At 64.5% G+C, this 13,653-nt stretch carries 12 protein-coding genes; 5 read left to right on the forward strand and 7 right to left on the reverse strand.

Annotated elements, in window-relative coordinates; genetic code table 11:
• Nucleotides 1-7: 7 nt before the first annotated feature.
• The gene (locus IVB45_RS01210; RefSeq protein ID WP_247363177.1) at nt 8-2,113 is read right to left on the reverse strand and encodes a S9 family peptidase; all 2,106 of its coding nucleotides are present in this window, start codon (nt 2,111-2,113) and stop codon (nt 8-10) included.
• Between the two features lie 151 nt (nt 2,114-2,264).
• On the opposite strand from IVB45_RS01210, the gene IVB45_RS01215 reads away from it, so the two are divergent.
• Together IVB45_RS01215 and IVB45_RS01220 are read left to right on the forward strand one after the other, a co-directional pair.
• Entirely contained in the window at nt 2,265-3,701 is a 1,437-nt protein-coding gene (locus IVB45_RS01215; protein WP_247363176.1) for an MBOAT family O-acyltransferase, read from the forward strand.
• Complete coding sequence (locus tag IVB45_RS01220) at nt 3,701-4,807, forward strand: hypothetical protein (protein ID WP_247363175.1); 1,107 nt, start codon at nt 3,701-3,703, stop codon at nt 4,805-4,807. Before IVB45_RS01215 ends, IVB45_RS01220 begins: the two co-directional genes overlap by 1 nt.
• A gap of 211 nt (nt 4,808-5,018) precedes the next feature.
• Here the strand turns inward: IVB45_RS01220 and IVB45_RS01225 are convergent, their stop codons facing one another.
• The 3 genes from IVB45_RS01225 to IVB45_RS01235 form a co-directional block, all read right to left on the reverse strand.
• Nucleotides 5,019-6,206 (reverse strand): aminotransferase class V-fold PLP-dependent enzyme, encoded by a 1,188-nt coding sequence (locus tag IVB45_RS01225; protein ID WP_027568361.1) that lies wholly within the window; start codon nt 6,204-6,206, stop codon nt 5,019-5,021.
• A 107-nt stretch (nt 6,207-6,313) separates the two neighbouring features.
• Nucleotides 6,314-7,054, reverse strand: a complete 741-nt coding sequence (locus IVB45_RS01230) for a thermonuclease family protein (RefSeq protein WP_247363174.1) — start codon at nt 7,052-7,054, stop codon at nt 6,314-6,316.
• A gap of 212 nt (nt 7,055-7,266) precedes the next feature.
• Complete coding sequence (locus tag IVB45_RS01235; RefSeq protein WP_247363173.1) at nt 7,267-8,994, reverse strand: hypothetical protein; 1,728 nt, start codon at nt 8,992-8,994, stop codon at nt 7,267-7,269.
• Between the two features lie 424 nt (nt 8,995-9,418).
• Between IVB45_RS01235 and IVB45_RS01240 the strand changes: the two genes are divergently transcribed.
• Nucleotides 9,419-10,267: a caspase family protein gene (locus tag IVB45_RS01240; protein ID WP_247284754.1), complete on the forward strand. Its 849-nt coding sequence runs from the start codon at nt 9,419-9,421 to the stop codon at nt 10,265-10,267.
• A 202-nt stretch (nt 10,268-10,469) separates the two neighbouring features.
• Here IVB45_RS01240 and IVB45_RS01245 read toward each other — a convergent pair whose 3' ends face one another.
• The 3 genes from IVB45_RS01245 to IVB45_RS38830 all read right to left on the reverse strand — a co-directional run bounded on the left by IVB45_RS01245 (nt 10,470) and on the right by IVB45_RS38830 (nt 13,060).
• A complete protein-coding gene (locus tag IVB45_RS01245; RefSeq protein ID WP_247363172.1) occupies nt 10,470-11,357 on the reverse strand; it encodes an HlyD family efflux transporter periplasmic adaptor subunit in 888 nt (295 codons plus the stop codon).
• A 323-nt stretch (nt 11,358-11,680) separates the two neighbouring features.
• Nucleotides 11,681-12,805, reverse strand: coding sequence for a beta-propeller fold lactonase family protein (locus IVB45_RS01250; protein ID WP_247363171.1), 1,125 nt, complete (start codon nt 12,803-12,805; stop codon nt 11,681-11,683).
• Nucleotides 12,806-12,928: 123 nt separating this feature from the next.
• On the reverse strand, nt 12,929-13,060 hold the full coding sequence (locus IVB45_RS38830; protein WP_256379024.1) for a hypothetical protein: 132 nt from the start codon (nt 13,058-13,060) through the stop codon (nt 12,929-12,931).
• 138 nt (nt 13,061-13,198) lie between these two features.
• On the opposite strand from IVB45_RS38830, the gene IVB45_RS01255 reads away from it, so the two are divergent.
• Both IVB45_RS01255 and IVB45_RS38835 read left to right on the forward strand, forming a co-directional pair.
• On the forward strand, nt 13,199-13,375 hold the full coding sequence (locus IVB45_RS01255) for a hypothetical protein (protein WP_155809827.1): 177 nt from the start codon (nt 13,199-13,201) through the stop codon (nt 13,373-13,375).
• A gap of 96 nt (nt 13,376-13,471) precedes the next feature.
• Nucleotides 13,472-13,594 carry a hypothetical protein gene (locus IVB45_RS38835; protein WP_256379023.1) on the forward strand — a complete coding sequence of 41 codons (123 nt, stop codon included), beginning with the start codon at nt 13,472-13,474 and terminating at the stop codon, nt 13,592-13,594.
• Nucleotides 13,595-13,653 lie beyond the last annotated feature (59 nt).

Here is a 13,653-nt window from a genome sequence, read left to right on the forward strand (position 1 = left end):
GCTGGGCCTACACCCCGGCCTCCGCCATCCCCGCCGCCCACAGCGCGAACGCATAGACGATCGCGACTTCATCGAGCCGATTGAAGCGTCCCGAGGCGCCGCCATGGCCGGCGCCCATGTTGGTGCGGAGCAGGACCGGGCCGCCGCCGTTCATGGTCGCGCGCAGGCGCGCGATCCATTTGGCGGGCTCCCAATAGGTGACACGCGGATCGGTCAACCCGCCCATCGCCAGGATCGCCGGATAGTCTTTCGCCGCGACATTGTCGTAGGGCGAATAGGACAGGATGGTGCGGAAATCCTTCTCGCTCTCGATCGGGTTGCCCCATTCCGGCCATTCCGGCGGCGTCAGCGGCAGCGTGTCGTCGAGCATGGTGTTGAGCACGTCGACGAACGGCACTTCGGCGACGATGCCGGCGAACAATTCGCCGGCGCGGTTCGCCACCGCGCCCATCAGCATGCCGCCGGCCGAGCCGCCATGGCCGACGATGCGCTTTGCGCTGGTGTATTTCGTATCGATCAGTGCGCGGGCGCTGGCAGAGAAGTCGTCGAACGAATTCGTCTTCTTCTCGCGCTTGCCGTCGAGGTACCAGCCCCAGCCCTTGTCGGCGCCGCCGCGGATATGGGCGATGGCATAGACGAAGCCACGGTCGACCAGCGACAGCCGGTTGGCGCTGAACGAGGCCGGCATCGCCATGCCGTAGGAGCCGTAGCCGTAGAGCAGCAGCGGCGCCGCGCCGTCGAGCGTGAGCCCGCGGCGATGGAGGATCGAGACCGGCACCTCGGCGCCGTCCTGCGCCTTCGCCATGATCCGCGTCGTGACGTAGTCGCTCGCATTGTGGCCCGACGGGATCTCCTGCCGCTTGCGCAGGGTGCGCGTGCGCTTGACCATGTCGTAATCGTAGACTTCCGACGGCGTCGTCATCGACGAATAGGCAAAGCGCAAATTCGTCGTCTCGAATTCGTAGGAGCCCATCGTATCCAGCGAATAGGCCGCCTCGTCGAACGCGATGGCGTGCTCGTCCTTGGTCGCGAGGTCGCGGATCACGATCGACGGCAACGCAGTGGCGCGCTCCAGCCGCACCATGTGGCCGGCATAGAGATCGAGGTCGATGATGTAGATGCCGGGACGATACGGGATCAGATCGCGCCAGTTCTTGCGCTCGGGTGATGCGAGCGGCGCGGTGACGATCTTGAAGTCGATGGCGTCGTCGGCGTTGGTGAGGATGAAGAGTTCGTCGCCACGGTCGACGAGCGAATATTGCACGCCTTCCTCGCGTGCCGCGACGAGGCGCGGCGGTGCGTCGGGATGGGCGAGGTCGATCAGCCGCTGCTCGGAGGTCTCGTGGTCGCCGCCCGCGATGACGCAGAAGCGGCCGCTGGTGCTCTCTTGCAGATGGGTGAACCAGCCTGAATCTTGCTCTTCGTAGACCAGCGTGTCGTCGGCCTGCCCAGTGCCGAGCTTATGCCGCCACACCTGCATCGGGCGGTGATTGTCGTCGAGCTTCACGTAGAAGAACTCCGTGGCGTCCTTGCTCCAGACCACGCCGCCGTCGGTCTCCTCGACGACGTCGTCGAAGTCCTTGCCGGTCGCCCAGTCGCGCACGCGGATGGAGAAATATTCCGAGCCCTTGGTGTCGGCGCTCCAGGCCTGCAGCCTGTGGTCGTTCGAGTGCCGGCTGCCGCCGAATTTGAAGTAGGTGTGGTCCTTGGCGAGCGCATCGCCGTCGAGCACGATGTGGCCCTCGCCGCCATCGCGCGGCATGCGGCCGAACAGCTCGTGCTGGCCGCCTTCGCGGAACTTGCGGAAATAGGCGAAGGGACCATCCGGCGACGGCACGCTGGAATCGTCCTCCTTGATCCGCCCCCGCATCTCGCGCACCAGCGTCTTCTGGAGGGCTGCGGTATGGCCGAGCAGGCTCTCGGTGTAGCTATTTTCTGCGTCGAGATATTTGCGGATGTCGGGATCGAGCACCGCGGGGTCACGCAGCACCTCTTGCCATTTCTCGTCCTTCAGCCAGGCATAGTCGTCGGTCACGGTAATCCCGTGCCGCGTGAAGGAATGCGGCCGGCGCGGGGCGACGGGGGGCTGGGAAGGTGTTTTGGCCTGTGTCACTCGATCCTCACTCAGATGCGTGTTTCACCTTATATCGCCCCGATTCCTCGAATTGCCAGCGCCACTGCGGCAAGGACTGCGCCAGTCGCCGGGTTGTTGATCGGTCCCTTCTATGCTTAGGCTTCCTAATCCCCGCCGCCGGTCCAGCCTGATGCTGTTCAATTCCTACCCGTTCATCCTGCTGTTCCTGCCGGCCGCGCTCGCGGGCTATTTCTGGCTCGGGCGGCGCAGCAATCTGGCCCCGGTGATCTGGCTGGCGGCGGCCTCGCTCACCTTCTATGCCATCGGCAACTGGCAGTTCGTGGCCCTGTTGCTGATATCGATCGCCTTCAACTACGGCATTGGCCACCTCCTCATCGTGGCGAAGCTTGCTCCGTCGCAACGAAAGGCGGCACTTGCTCTCGGCGTCGCCGGCGATCTCCTGGTGCTCGGCATCTTCAAATACGCCGGCTTCGTCGCCGAGAACATCAATGTACTGACCGGCACGCACTTCGCGGCCCACATCCTGCTGCCGGTCGGCATCTCCTTCTACACGTTCACCCAGATCGCGTTCCTGGTCGATGCCTGGCGCGGACAGGTCGCGGCCTATGCGCTGCCGCATTACGCGCTGTTCGTGACCTACTTTCCGCATCTGATCGCGGGACCGATCCTTCACCACAAGGACATGATCCCGCAATTCGAACGGGAGGAAACCAAGCAGCCGCACGCGCATCTGATCCTGTGCGGAATCATCATCTTCGCAATCGGGCTGTTCAAGAAAACGTGCCTCGCCGACGGCATCCAACCGCTGGTCGCACTCGCCTTCGATGCGCGCGCGCCGAGTTTCGACCAGGCATGGCTTGGCGCGCTCGCCTACACGTTCCAGCTCTATTTCGACTTCTCGGGCTATTCCGACATGGCGATCGGAATATCGCTGATGTTCGGCATCTTCCTGCCGGTTAATTTCAACTCGCCCTACAAGGCCACCAGCATCGTCGAGTTCTGGCGGCGCTGGCACATGACGCTGTCGCACTTCCTGCGCGACTATCTCTACATCCCGCTCGGGGGTAACAGGCGCGGCCGCGTGCTGCGCTACGTCAACTTGCTGCTGACGATGCTGCTCGGCGGGCTCTGGCACGGCGCGGCCTGGACGTTTGTCATTTGGGGTGCGCTGCATGGCGCCTATCTCTGCGTCAATCACGCTTTCAATGCGCTGGTGCCGAATGTTCCAAAACTGCTCGCGCGCCCAGCTCGCGCCGCCGGAGCCGTGCTGACATTTCTCGCCGTCGTTGTCGCCTGGGTATTCTTCCGCGCCGAACGGGTCGAATGGGCCATGCGGATTCTGAATGCGATGGCCGATCCCTCGAATATCGCCTTTGGGCGCGAGGAGATTGCGGCGTCGGTGATGGTTGCAATTTATGCCGCGCTGGTGTGGCTGGCGCCGAACACGCAAGGAATCATGGGGTACGACCACGCCAATCGCAGGGTCGGCGAGGGCCTGATGGCCGGACGGATGCGGCCGCTGGTCCTGTATGGTGCGTCGCTGGTGCTTGCGTTCGGGATTTTGGGCATCCAGAGCAACAGCGAATTCATCTATTTCCGGTTCTGATGCGAGGCGCGTTCACACATCCAGGGCGTCTTCTCCTCGCGAGCATCGCGTGCGTGCTAGGCGCGGCTGCGCTCACCTATGTCATCGATCCCCTGCAACTGTTTCGCCCCTCGCGCCTCGTCGCGCCGTTCTATTCCGATGACACGCGCGTGCAGAATGCCGGGCTGATCCGCAGCCAGCCGTTCGACACCGCCTTCATGGGCACCTCGCTCGCGATCCATTTCCGCCAGAGCGATATCGACCATGCGCTGGGCGTGCACTCGCTCAAGCTGGCGATGACCGGCTCCAATTCGCGCCAGCAGGGGTTTGTGCTGGAGCAGGCAATCGACCGCGGCGCAAAGCGCGTGATCTGGGCGATGGACGATTTCATCTTTGTCGATGCGGCCGACATCGAGACCGATCCTTATCTCTCCGCCGATCTCTATCGCGGGACGGCAAAAGGCATCGCGTCCTATCTGTTCAGCGCGGCGATGGCGAAGGAATCCCTGTTCGCATTGCTGCGGTCGTTTCCCCCGCTGCGAGAGCCGCTGACCCGGGCCGCGCCTTATCTGCCGATCAAGTTCGCGCTGCCTGATGTCGATGACATCTATGCGTTGCCGCGCGATATCGACGTGGCGCGCGCCTACAATGCGAAAAGGACGCTCGCGGCCTTCACCTATATCACCGATCCCGTACGCAGCCGTTTTCTCGGCGAAGGCTATCGTTACGACGCGATGGTGCGGCATTTCGAGCGTGACGCCGTCGGCCTGATCGCGCGCCATCCGGACGTGACCTTCGACATCTACTTCCCGCCCTATTCGATCCTGCAATTCGTCGCGATGCGTGATGCTTCGCCTGCGACGCTGAAGATCGTCACCGACCTCACCGCCGTCATGGCGCAGCGCCTGACGCAGCTTCCCAATGTGCGCCTATACGATTTCCGGGCGATCAAGGACGTGACGCACGACCTCGACAATTACGGCGACGTTATCCACCATTCGCCGGTCGTCGATGCGAAGGTGCTGTCGTGGCTGGCGCGTAGGGAATATCGGGTCGATCCGGAGGCACCGCTTGCGTCGCTGGAGGCGTTGAAGGCGCAGGTCGAGGCGTATCGCTTGCCGCGGTGAAGCGTTGGCCTCTGCCAATATGAGGCCACAGCGTAGCCAAACAGTCCGCCGTCGTCCCGGCGAAGGCCGGGACCCATAACCCCAGGGAGGAGTTTGGCGAAGATTCGCAGTTAAAGCTCTTTCCGCGGTACGGACACCGTGCGTCACGGATGGATCACGCGGTATGGGTCCCGGCCTTCGCCGGGACGACAGCGGAGTTTCCGGCTTGCGCCTACACCGCCACCTCTTCGCCGAGATACGCAACCGCTGCCTCAAGCCCGCCTTTGCCGTGCGGGATCTTCAGCGCGTTCAGCCCGACCTCGATCACCCCCAACGTGCCGAGCAGCATTGGGGCGTTGACGTGGCCCATATGGGCGATGCGGAAGGCTTGCCCCGAGAGATCGCCGATGCCGGTGCCGAGCACCACACCGCACTTCTCCTTGCAATAGCGTTGCAGGATTGCCGGATCGTGGCCGTTGCTCATGGTCACCGTGGTCACGGTGTTGGAGCGTTCGCTGGCTTCCGCGACGTTGAAGCCGAGCACCTGGCCTTCGGACCACGCGCCGACGGCGCGGCGTGCGGCTTCGCCGAGCAGGCTGTGGCGGCGGAAGGCGTTCTCCAGTCCCTCCTCGTGCAGCAGGTCGATCGCCTGGCGCAGCGCGAACAGCAGATGGACCGGCGCGGTGCCGGCATATTTGCGATAATGCTCGCTGCCCTCGCGCTCGCTCCAGCTCCAATAGGGCGTGCTCATGTTGGCGGTCTTCTGGACCTCGAGCGCACGCGCGTTGGCCGCGACGAAGCCGAGGCCGGGCGGCGTCATCAGGCCCTTTTGCGAGCCCGACATCGCAACGTCGATGCCCCATTTGTCCATCTCGAACGGCATGCAGCCGAGCGAGGCCACAGTGTCGACCATGTACAGCGCCGGATGGCCGCTCGCCTTGATCGCCTTGCCGATCGCCTCGATGTCGTTCTGCACGCCGGACGCCGTGTCGACCTGGACGACGACGACGGCCTTGATGGTGTGATCCTTGTCGCGGCGCAGGCGCTCCTCGACTTCGTGCGGCCGCACCGCGCGGCGCCAGTCGCCCTTGAGCACCTCGACCTCGGCACCCATCAGCGCTGCGGCATGGCCCCAGCCGATTGCAAACCGTCCGCTTTCGAGCACCAGCACCTTGTCGCCGCGCGACAGCACGTTGCTCAATGCTGCTTCCCAGGCGCCGTGACCGTTGGCGATGTAGATGTAGGACTTGCCCTTGGTCGCAAACAGTTTCGAGATGTCGCTGAGCAGGCTCTCGGTCAGATCGGTCATCTGTTTGGAGTAGATGTCGATCGCCGGACGATGCATCGCCCGCAGCACCTCGTCGGGCATATTGGTGGGCCCGGGGATGGCCAGAAATTCCCGGCCCGCGCGAACGGTCATTGCTGTTGGTCCTTGTTGCCTGAGAACAGGATGGTGGGTCGCTGATTCACACTTTTACGCGGCGCTGCGGTGCAAGAAAAGGCCGGAAAACGCAGGTCTGACGTGGGTTATCTCTTAGTCTCGCGGCAGCCCGCATCTTCGGCTTCCTCCACCGAGCAGAACCAGCGCGTGCCCTTGCTGATCTTCATCTTGATCTGCGCATACCAGCGACTGGTCGGCCGGTGATAGATGCATTCGCCGGCGGAGTTGACATTGCCCTTGATGGTGCAGTCCGGCGAGGGCGCGACCGGGCCCGAGGCCGAAGCGAGCAGGATCGCATGCGCGCCGTCGGGCGGCTTGGTGGCGCCGAGGATGGTGGTCTTCTTGTTGCGCTCGCGCCAGTCCCAGGGCGCGATGAAGGCGCCCTGCCACATACCGGCCTTGGCCTCCCGCGCGGCCTTCTCGTCCGCCTCATAGTCGTGCGACATGCGGGTGTAGGCCAGCGCCCAGCCTGCGCGCACCAGCCATTTCTGGATATCCTCGCCGCCGACGTCGCAGCGCGCCACGGTGCGGCCGCGCCGGTCGATCGACCTCGCATGGCAGACCCAGTTCTTGCCGTCGGCGTATTTGGCGAGCTCGTCGCGGGCCGCGATGCCGCATGTCCAGCGCTCGCCCTTGTTGTTGAGGCAGAGCTGGTCGACCGCGGGCGCGTCGATGCCGCCGAGCCTGATCCGCGTGTTGCCGATCGTCACGGCGTCGCCGGCGCGAACCTTAGCGGTGCCGGTGATGTCGGCGGCCTCAGCCGGCGACGGCAAGCCGGGCAAGGAGAAGCCAAGCAATGACAGCGCAATCAGGAATTTTCGCAACATGCCGGTCCGCGTGTGATGAAAATTGCGATAGACCTCGCAATTGTGGTCGGCTTTTGTCCGCCCGGCCAGCATATGCCTGGCAGTTGGGCTTTCAACTTACTGTCATCGGGCGAAGTTTTGTAGGGCGGGTTAGCCGAAGGCGTAACCCACCTCTTTCGTCTCCACGGCGGCAGAAGTGGTGGATTACGCTTCGCTAACCCACCCGATGAAACCTATCCGCGCGCCATCGCCCGCTTGGCCACCGCCAGCCCCATCAGCACGAACGCCGACGTGACCTCAGGCCCGCCGACCAAAATCCGCGTCGGCGTCTTCATCTTGTTCCATTCATAAGCGCGGAACGGGCCGCGGCGACCGCCTTCGCCGAGGCTCGCGACGATCACGTTCAGCGCCGGCGCAAAGGCGCGCGGGTCGGCGCCGAGATGGCCGAGCGCGATCAGGGCGAGCGCTGCGTCGAACACGTTCATCTCGGCGGCCATCAGCTCGCCCTTGACGTAGGAGAGCACGCGGTGGCGGATGAAATCGAAATCGCCGTCGGGATCGATGATCGCCTGCGCCGCCAGCGGCAGCGCCAGGAAGGCGGCGTAGCAGCGGCCGAAATAGGCGCTGTAGAGCTCCGGTAAATAATAGATGTGCGAGCGCGGATTGGCGAAGGCGCCGCTCGCCGCCAGCCGCTTCTGGAAGCCGATGATGCGATGAACGGTGGCAAGCCGCGCCGGCGTTTCCAATACTTTCCAGCGCGCGAGATTGCGGAAGCTGACCTCGAGAATGTCGAGATTGAGCGTCGGATCGAGATCATTGCCATAGGGCCGCTCGCCCTTGAGATTGTCGATCCAGGTCGCAACCCCGCCCTCATAGTCGATATTGTCGTTGATCGGCACGGTCACGCGCGGCTCGTTGACGCCCGCCTGTGCCTGATAGCCCGCGTAGAAATCCAGCAGCGGCTGGTCGAGGATCGGATCAGTGCAGCCGGCTTGCGTCGCCGCGGAGATCGAGCACGCCGTGGTGTCGCAATCCGGCACGTAGACGCCGAAACCGAGGTCCTGCTTGATCTGGGCGAAGTAGCGCGAGAAGCGCGGATGCGGCGCGGGCGCGAGCGCGGTGATGACGTTGAACCGCGCGCCGTCGATGCCCTCGACCTCTTCGCGGCTGATGTTGACGCAGAAATCGACCATGTCGGCGACCGCGCGCTCCGCCGACATCTTGTCGGCGGACGAGGCCAGACCGGTCTCGACGTAGCTCAACAGCGCCTCGATGAAGAACGCGTCGTAATAGGCCGAGCGGTGGCGGATCTGCACCGGCTCCCACATCGGTTCGGCAACCCCTCGCCAGGGCGGATTGACGACAGCGCGCGCCGGTGACCGCGCGATGAAGACCCGGGCGAGGTTGAACAGCAGCGAGGAGTTCTTGTAGCCGCGCGCGTTGAGGCCCGTGAGCGCCATGGTCAGCTCGCGCCCGCGGAAATCGGGATCGCCGATCAGGTTGAACGCGGCGTAGGTCGGCAGAAAGCCATTTTTGCGGTACGAGCCCAGCAGATGCTGCGCGCAATCGCGGATCACGCCGTCGATCTGCGATGGTTGCGGCATGGCGCCGGTGAACATGGCCGGCGGCGGCTTGGGATGATCCAGCGCGATGCTGTCGACGAGATCGGCAACGGGCTGGCCGACCGCCGCCCAATCAGGCTCGGCCTCGTCGCGGGCGCGCACCAGCGCGTGGCGCAGCCGGGCCAGTTTGCCTTCGTCGCGCAGCTCGGGCAGTCCGGCCCGGCGGAGCAGCACCCGCAGTGCGGGATTGCCAAGCGCCGTCTTGTAGAACTTGGCCAGATGCGGATCGCCGCTGGCCGCAACAGACAGTACGGGATCGCAGACGTCGTAAAGCGAGGGGCCGTCCTTCCGCGCCGTCAGCGCCCGGCAGGCGGCGCCGGCAAAATATTGAAAGCTCATGAAATAACCTGGTCGCGGGAATTGGCCGGGGGGCCGGCCGGCACGCTCCCAGCCGCGTGCCACCCCTGCAAGTCGTTGAAAAAGCTACCCGGATTCGCAGGAAATACAAATGTGATGACAGTCACAGAAAAAGCCGGCACGGAGCCTGCATAATCGGGCTCCGGAAGGCTACGGGAACGCAAAAAAATCACATATTGGGCGATGAAAATTAATCCACGTTTCCAGAGACTTAGGTCAAATTTTCGGCGATCTATTGCGGGGGAGGCGATATCCGGTTAAGGCTTTGTTTGGTGCGGCGCCGCAAATTGCGCGCAATTCGGGGGCACACCCCCGGCCAATCCCTCAAACCCAAAGACGCTATCGCGCTACTCAAACGGTGTGCGCGTGCTTGGCTGGTCTTTGGCACTGACAGGAATGACGCGAGATGAATGTAACGCAGCTCGACATTTCCCGACGCACGATCGCGGTGGCCGCAGCCCTCATCGGCACGGTCTCGCTCGTGATCGGCGCCCACGCTGCCCTCAACATGCGGGCGCTCGATGCCGCCAAGGCCGTTTCGACCGACCAGGTCACCGGCTCGATCGGCCAGGCCTCGCGTCTCGCCCTCGTCATCGGCAATGGGCACTACCCCGACGCCAACGCGCCGCTGACGCAATCGATCAACGACGCCCGCGCGCTGTCCTCGTCGCTGCGCAAGAACGGTTTTGACGTCGACATGGTGGAAGACGCGACCAAGGACGACATGGTCCGCGCCGTCAATCGCCTGAAGTCCCGGATCAAGCGCGACACCGTCGTCATGCTGTTCTTCGGCGGCTACGGCGTGCAGGCCGGCCGCGAGAGCTACATGCTGCCGGTCGATGCCGTGATCTGGAAGGAAAGCGATGTCCGCCGTCACGGCGTCTCCATCGAGGGCGTGCTCGACATGATGAAGGAGCAGGGCGCCAAGGCCAAGCTCGTCGTGGTCGACGCCTCCCGCCGCAATCCCTATGAGCGCCGCTTCCGCTCCTACAGCCACGGCCTCGCGCCGATCAGCGCGACCGACAATGCGCTGATCCTCTCCTCGGCTTCGCCCGGCAAGGTCGTCGACGACGGCAAAGGCGAGCACAGCGTGCTGGTCAGCGAGTTCCTCAACAACCTCAATGCGCAGGGCAGCGCCGAAAGCGTCTTCAACAAGACCCGCCTTGCCATCTCCCGCGCCAGCGAAGGCGACCAGGTCCCGACCGTCTCCTCCTCGCTGCTCGAGGACGTCCATTTCGGCGAAGCCGGCGGCTAGTTTTTCTTAGGTCTTGTAGGGTGGGCAAAGGCGCAACGCGCCGTGCCCACCATCTTTCCAACATTTCGATAGAAGACGCGGTCGATAGAAGACGTGGGCACGCTTCGCTTTGCCCACCCTACGATCCGCGTGTTTAACGTACATCTGCCTCTCCACCGTCATTGCTTCGTCGCTTTGCTCCTCGCAATGACGATCGTGGCGATTACTTCGCCGCTTCCGCGGCCATCACCGTGCGCACCGGATCGCCTTCGCGCAGCAGCGCGCCGGCGCGGGCGACAACGATATCGCCTTCGTTGAGGCCGTCGCGGATCTCGATATTGCCGCCCGACATCAGTCCGACCTCGACGCGCTTGGTCTCGACGCGGTTGCGGCGGATCACCTGCACGACGGTGCCGGCGGAGGAATACTGCACCGAGGTCAGCGGCACCGCGACGTTGCAGCTCTGGCCCGACTTGATCAGCGCACGGCCGCTCGCATTCAGCAACAGCCGCTTCTGCGCGGAAATGCCGATATAGACCATGCCCTGCTGGATGTTCGGCTCGACCGTCGGGCCGATGCGGCGCACCTTGCCGTCGATATCGCCGGCGCCGGCGATGCGCACGGTCGCCGCCTGGTTGACCGCGAGCTTGCGCATATCGCTGGTCGCGACGAGGGCGACGAGATCGTATTCGCTGCGCGCCACGATCGTGAACAGCGCCTCGCCCTTGGCGGAGGCGAGGTTGCCGATCTGCGCGGTCGACGTTGCGATCACGCCAGCGACGGGGGCGGTGACCTGAAGCGTGCCGCCCTCGGGCAGTGCGAGCCGCGCCAGCACCTGGCCGGCGGTGGTGGTGTCGCCGGCTTCCGCCAGCACCTCCGTCACCTTCAGGCCGGGCCGCTCCGGCCGCACCGAGCTTGCCTCGCGCGCGATGATCGTGCCGGTGCCCTCGACGATGTCGGAGAAACAGGATTTTGCGACCTTCAGCACCGTGACCGCCGGCCCCTTGGGCGCGTCGTCATCGGCGGCGGCAGCGGGCTGGGCCGACAGCAACAGCAGTCCGGCGAGCGCAACGAGATGTCTGGAAACAGAACGCGCAGGCAATGAACGCATGGGTCATTCCGGTTGGGGCCTTGACGGCCTCATCGTTAGCAGAAGCGATCGCTGCGAGCCAATGGCACATCAGGGCCGGCCGGATGAGAATGCCGCCGCAGCACGGGCGGCGCGATGCCGCCCGTTGATTTAGTCTTCGGGACCGGCGCCAAGGTTCGCTGTCTTCCACCGTCCCGGCGGCCATCCTTCGAGACGCCCGCCTGCGGCGGCCCTCAGGATGAGGTCGTGCTTCGCGGCGGGATGTCAGACCCTCATGGTGAGGAGCCCGCCAAAGCGGGCGTCTCGAACCATGCAGGCCGAACTCATCCCGCAGCGGAGCCCCCTCACGGCAGGCTCAAGAACTCCACCCAGTTCGGCTTCTTGCCGGTGGCGTAGGATTTCAGCTTGGCGAGTGCCCCGCTGCTCTGGTCGATGGCATAGACCGTCATGCTGTCGGAGAGCTCGCCCACTGCGGCAAGGTAGCGCCCGCCGGGATCGATGTGGAAGCCGCGCGGCTGCTTCTCGGTCGGCACGCTGCCGATGGTGGTCAGCTTGCCATTTGTCGCATCGACCTTGTAGGCGGTGAGCGTGCTGGTGGTACGCTCGGAGGCGTAGAGGAAACGGCCGTCGGGGGTGACGTGGATGTCGGCGGCCCAGGGCTTTCCGGTAAATCCTTCTGGCAACGCGCTGGTGCGCTGGATCTCGTCCCATGCGCCCCCCTTGGCCTCATAGGCGAACGCCGCGACGTCGCCGTTCAGCTCGTGGAGGAGATAGACGAACTTGCCGTTGGGGTGGAACACGAAATGCCGCGGCCCCGATTTCTCCGGCACCTTGTGAGCCGGCGGATCGCTCGGCGTGAGCGTGCCGGTCGTGGCGTCGAACGTGAAGGCCAGGATCTGGTCGGAGCCGAGATTGGTCGCGAACGCGAAGCGGTTGTCGGGCGAGGGCAGGAAAGCGTGCGCGTTCAGCCCGGTCGGGATCACCTGCTTCGGCTCGCCTGCGACGCCGTTGGCGAGCAGCGGATTCAGCGCGACCTTGTTGCCGCCATAGGAGGCGCTGAACAGGAATTTGCCGCCGCGGTCGATGGCGATATTGGCCATGCTGTCGGCGAGTGGGCCGTTGCCGATATGGCTGAGCTGGCCCGTCTTGGGATCGATCGCAAAGCTCACCGCAACGAACGGTTGCGAGCGGACACCGGCGATCAGCACGCGATGATCGGGCGTGATCGCGAGCGGCGTCGAGGAGCCGGGCTTTTCGACGCCGGTGAAAACGGCCGTCTGCACGGGCGTCATCTCGCCGCTCTCGGCCATCTTGAACACACTGATGTCGTTACTGTCGGCATTGCCGACATAGGCGAAGGTCTCGGCCATGCCCGGGCGGACTCCAGAAATGAGAGTGAGGAAAGCGAGCGTGGTGGCGATCGCGGCACGGGGTACGCCGGATCTGATGCGTCGGGTCGATCTCACCATGGGGGTCCTCCTGGGATGCCGGTGCGGCATTTGTCGTTTTGCCGGCGAGGATAGCGGCAGCCGCCCCGCCGCACCAAACTCCAATTGGGATCGATCGATGCCGAAATGGTATCGGTGGGAGATCTACCGTATCGCCGCTGTGCGGGAGGGCAGATGGGGCCCGGGCGGGACGTGGGGCGGCCCGAGCACGGTCCACACGGTGACCGCGAGCAGCGCGCAGGTCAGGATCGTCCAGGCGACGAGTGGCTTCCGCATCAGGCCGTATCCGTCAGTCATATGAATGAGAATGCTCCCGGGGGCGGGCCTGGCTATCGTGCACTGCAAATCGCGGCGATCCTATGAACTCGTTCACAGCCGAACCGAACCAATGCCGCGCGAGCGCATTGAACCGGCATGCCCCGTGAAAACGATCTCGAAGGTAAGCCCGACATGGGCGGCAAGCATGGCGGTCAGGCCGGCCAGCCCAAGCTGCCGCCGCGCCCGCGTCAGGGCGAGCGCGACGAGGACGTCGTGGCAAAGCGCCACACCGGCCAAACCGATCCCAACTCCGCGCCGACCAAACCAAAATAGCACCTCGCCCGCGCCGCCCGCGCACTGGGAACGGCAGCCTCGCCTTGCCGTTACCCTGATCCCGCGGGCGGAGCAGATCGAAACGGAGGCTGGCACGTGTTTTGGATTTATTGGGACACCGCCTGGTCGCTCATCATCAGCGGCATCATGTTCGCGACCATCGTCGCGCATCCCGATGCCGAGTTCGTCGAGATCCACGCGGCCAAGCAGGTCAAGTGAGCCCGCGCCGGCCGGTTCAGCGGCGCATCATCGTATGCTGGGCCGAGCCGGGACATCAG

It is taken from the genome of Bradyrhizobium sp. 4, from assembly GCF_023100905.1.
In the GTDB taxonomy this organism is placed as follows: Bacteria; Pseudomonadota; Alphaproteobacteria; order Rhizobiales; family Xanthobacteraceae; genus Bradyrhizobium.

What these genes read in the sequence shown, in the direction of transcription:
- IVB45_RS01215 (WP_247363176.1), top strand. Translation starts at nt 2,265, where the DNA reads ATGCTGTTCAATTCCTACCCGTTCATCCTGCTGTTCCTGCCGGCCGCG.
- IVB45_RS01220 (WP_247363175.1), top strand. Translation starts at nt 3,701, where the DNA reads ATGCGAGGCGCGTTCACACATCCAGGGCGTCTTCTCCTCGCGAGCATC.
- IVB45_RS01225 (WP_027568361.1), bottom strand. Translation starts at nt 6,206, where the DNA reads ATGACCGTTCGCGCGGGCCGGGAATTTCTGGCCATCCCCGGGCCCACC.
- IVB45_RS01230 (WP_247363174.1), bottom strand. Translation starts at nt 7,054, where the DNA reads ATGTTGCGAAAATTCCTGATTGCGCTGTCATTGCTTGGCTTCTCCTTG.
- IVB45_RS01235 (WP_247363173.1), bottom strand. Translation starts at nt 8,994, where the DNA reads ATGAGCTTTCAATATTTTGCCGGCGCCGCCTGCCGGGCGCTGACGGCG.
- IVB45_RS01240 (WP_247284754.1), top strand. Translation starts at nt 9,419, where the DNA reads ATGAATGTAACGCAGCTCGACATTTCCCGACGCACGATCGCGGTGGCC.
- IVB45_RS01245 (WP_247363172.1), bottom strand. Translation starts at nt 11,357, where the DNA reads ATGCGTTCATTGCCTGCGCGTTCTGTTTCCAGACATCTCGTTGCGCTC.
- IVB45_RS01250 (WP_247363171.1), bottom strand. Translation starts at nt 12,805, where the DNA reads ATGGTGAGATCGACCCGACGCATCAGATCCGGCGTACCCCGTGCCGCG.
- IVB45_RS38830 (WP_256379024.1), bottom strand. Translation starts at nt 13,060, where the DNA reads ATGCGGAAGCCACTCGTCGCCTGGACGATCCTGACCTGCGCGCTGCTC.
- IVB45_RS01255 (WP_155809827.1), top strand. Translation starts at nt 13,199, where the DNA reads ATGCCCCGTGAAAACGATCTCGAAGGTAAGCCCGACATGGGCGGCAAG.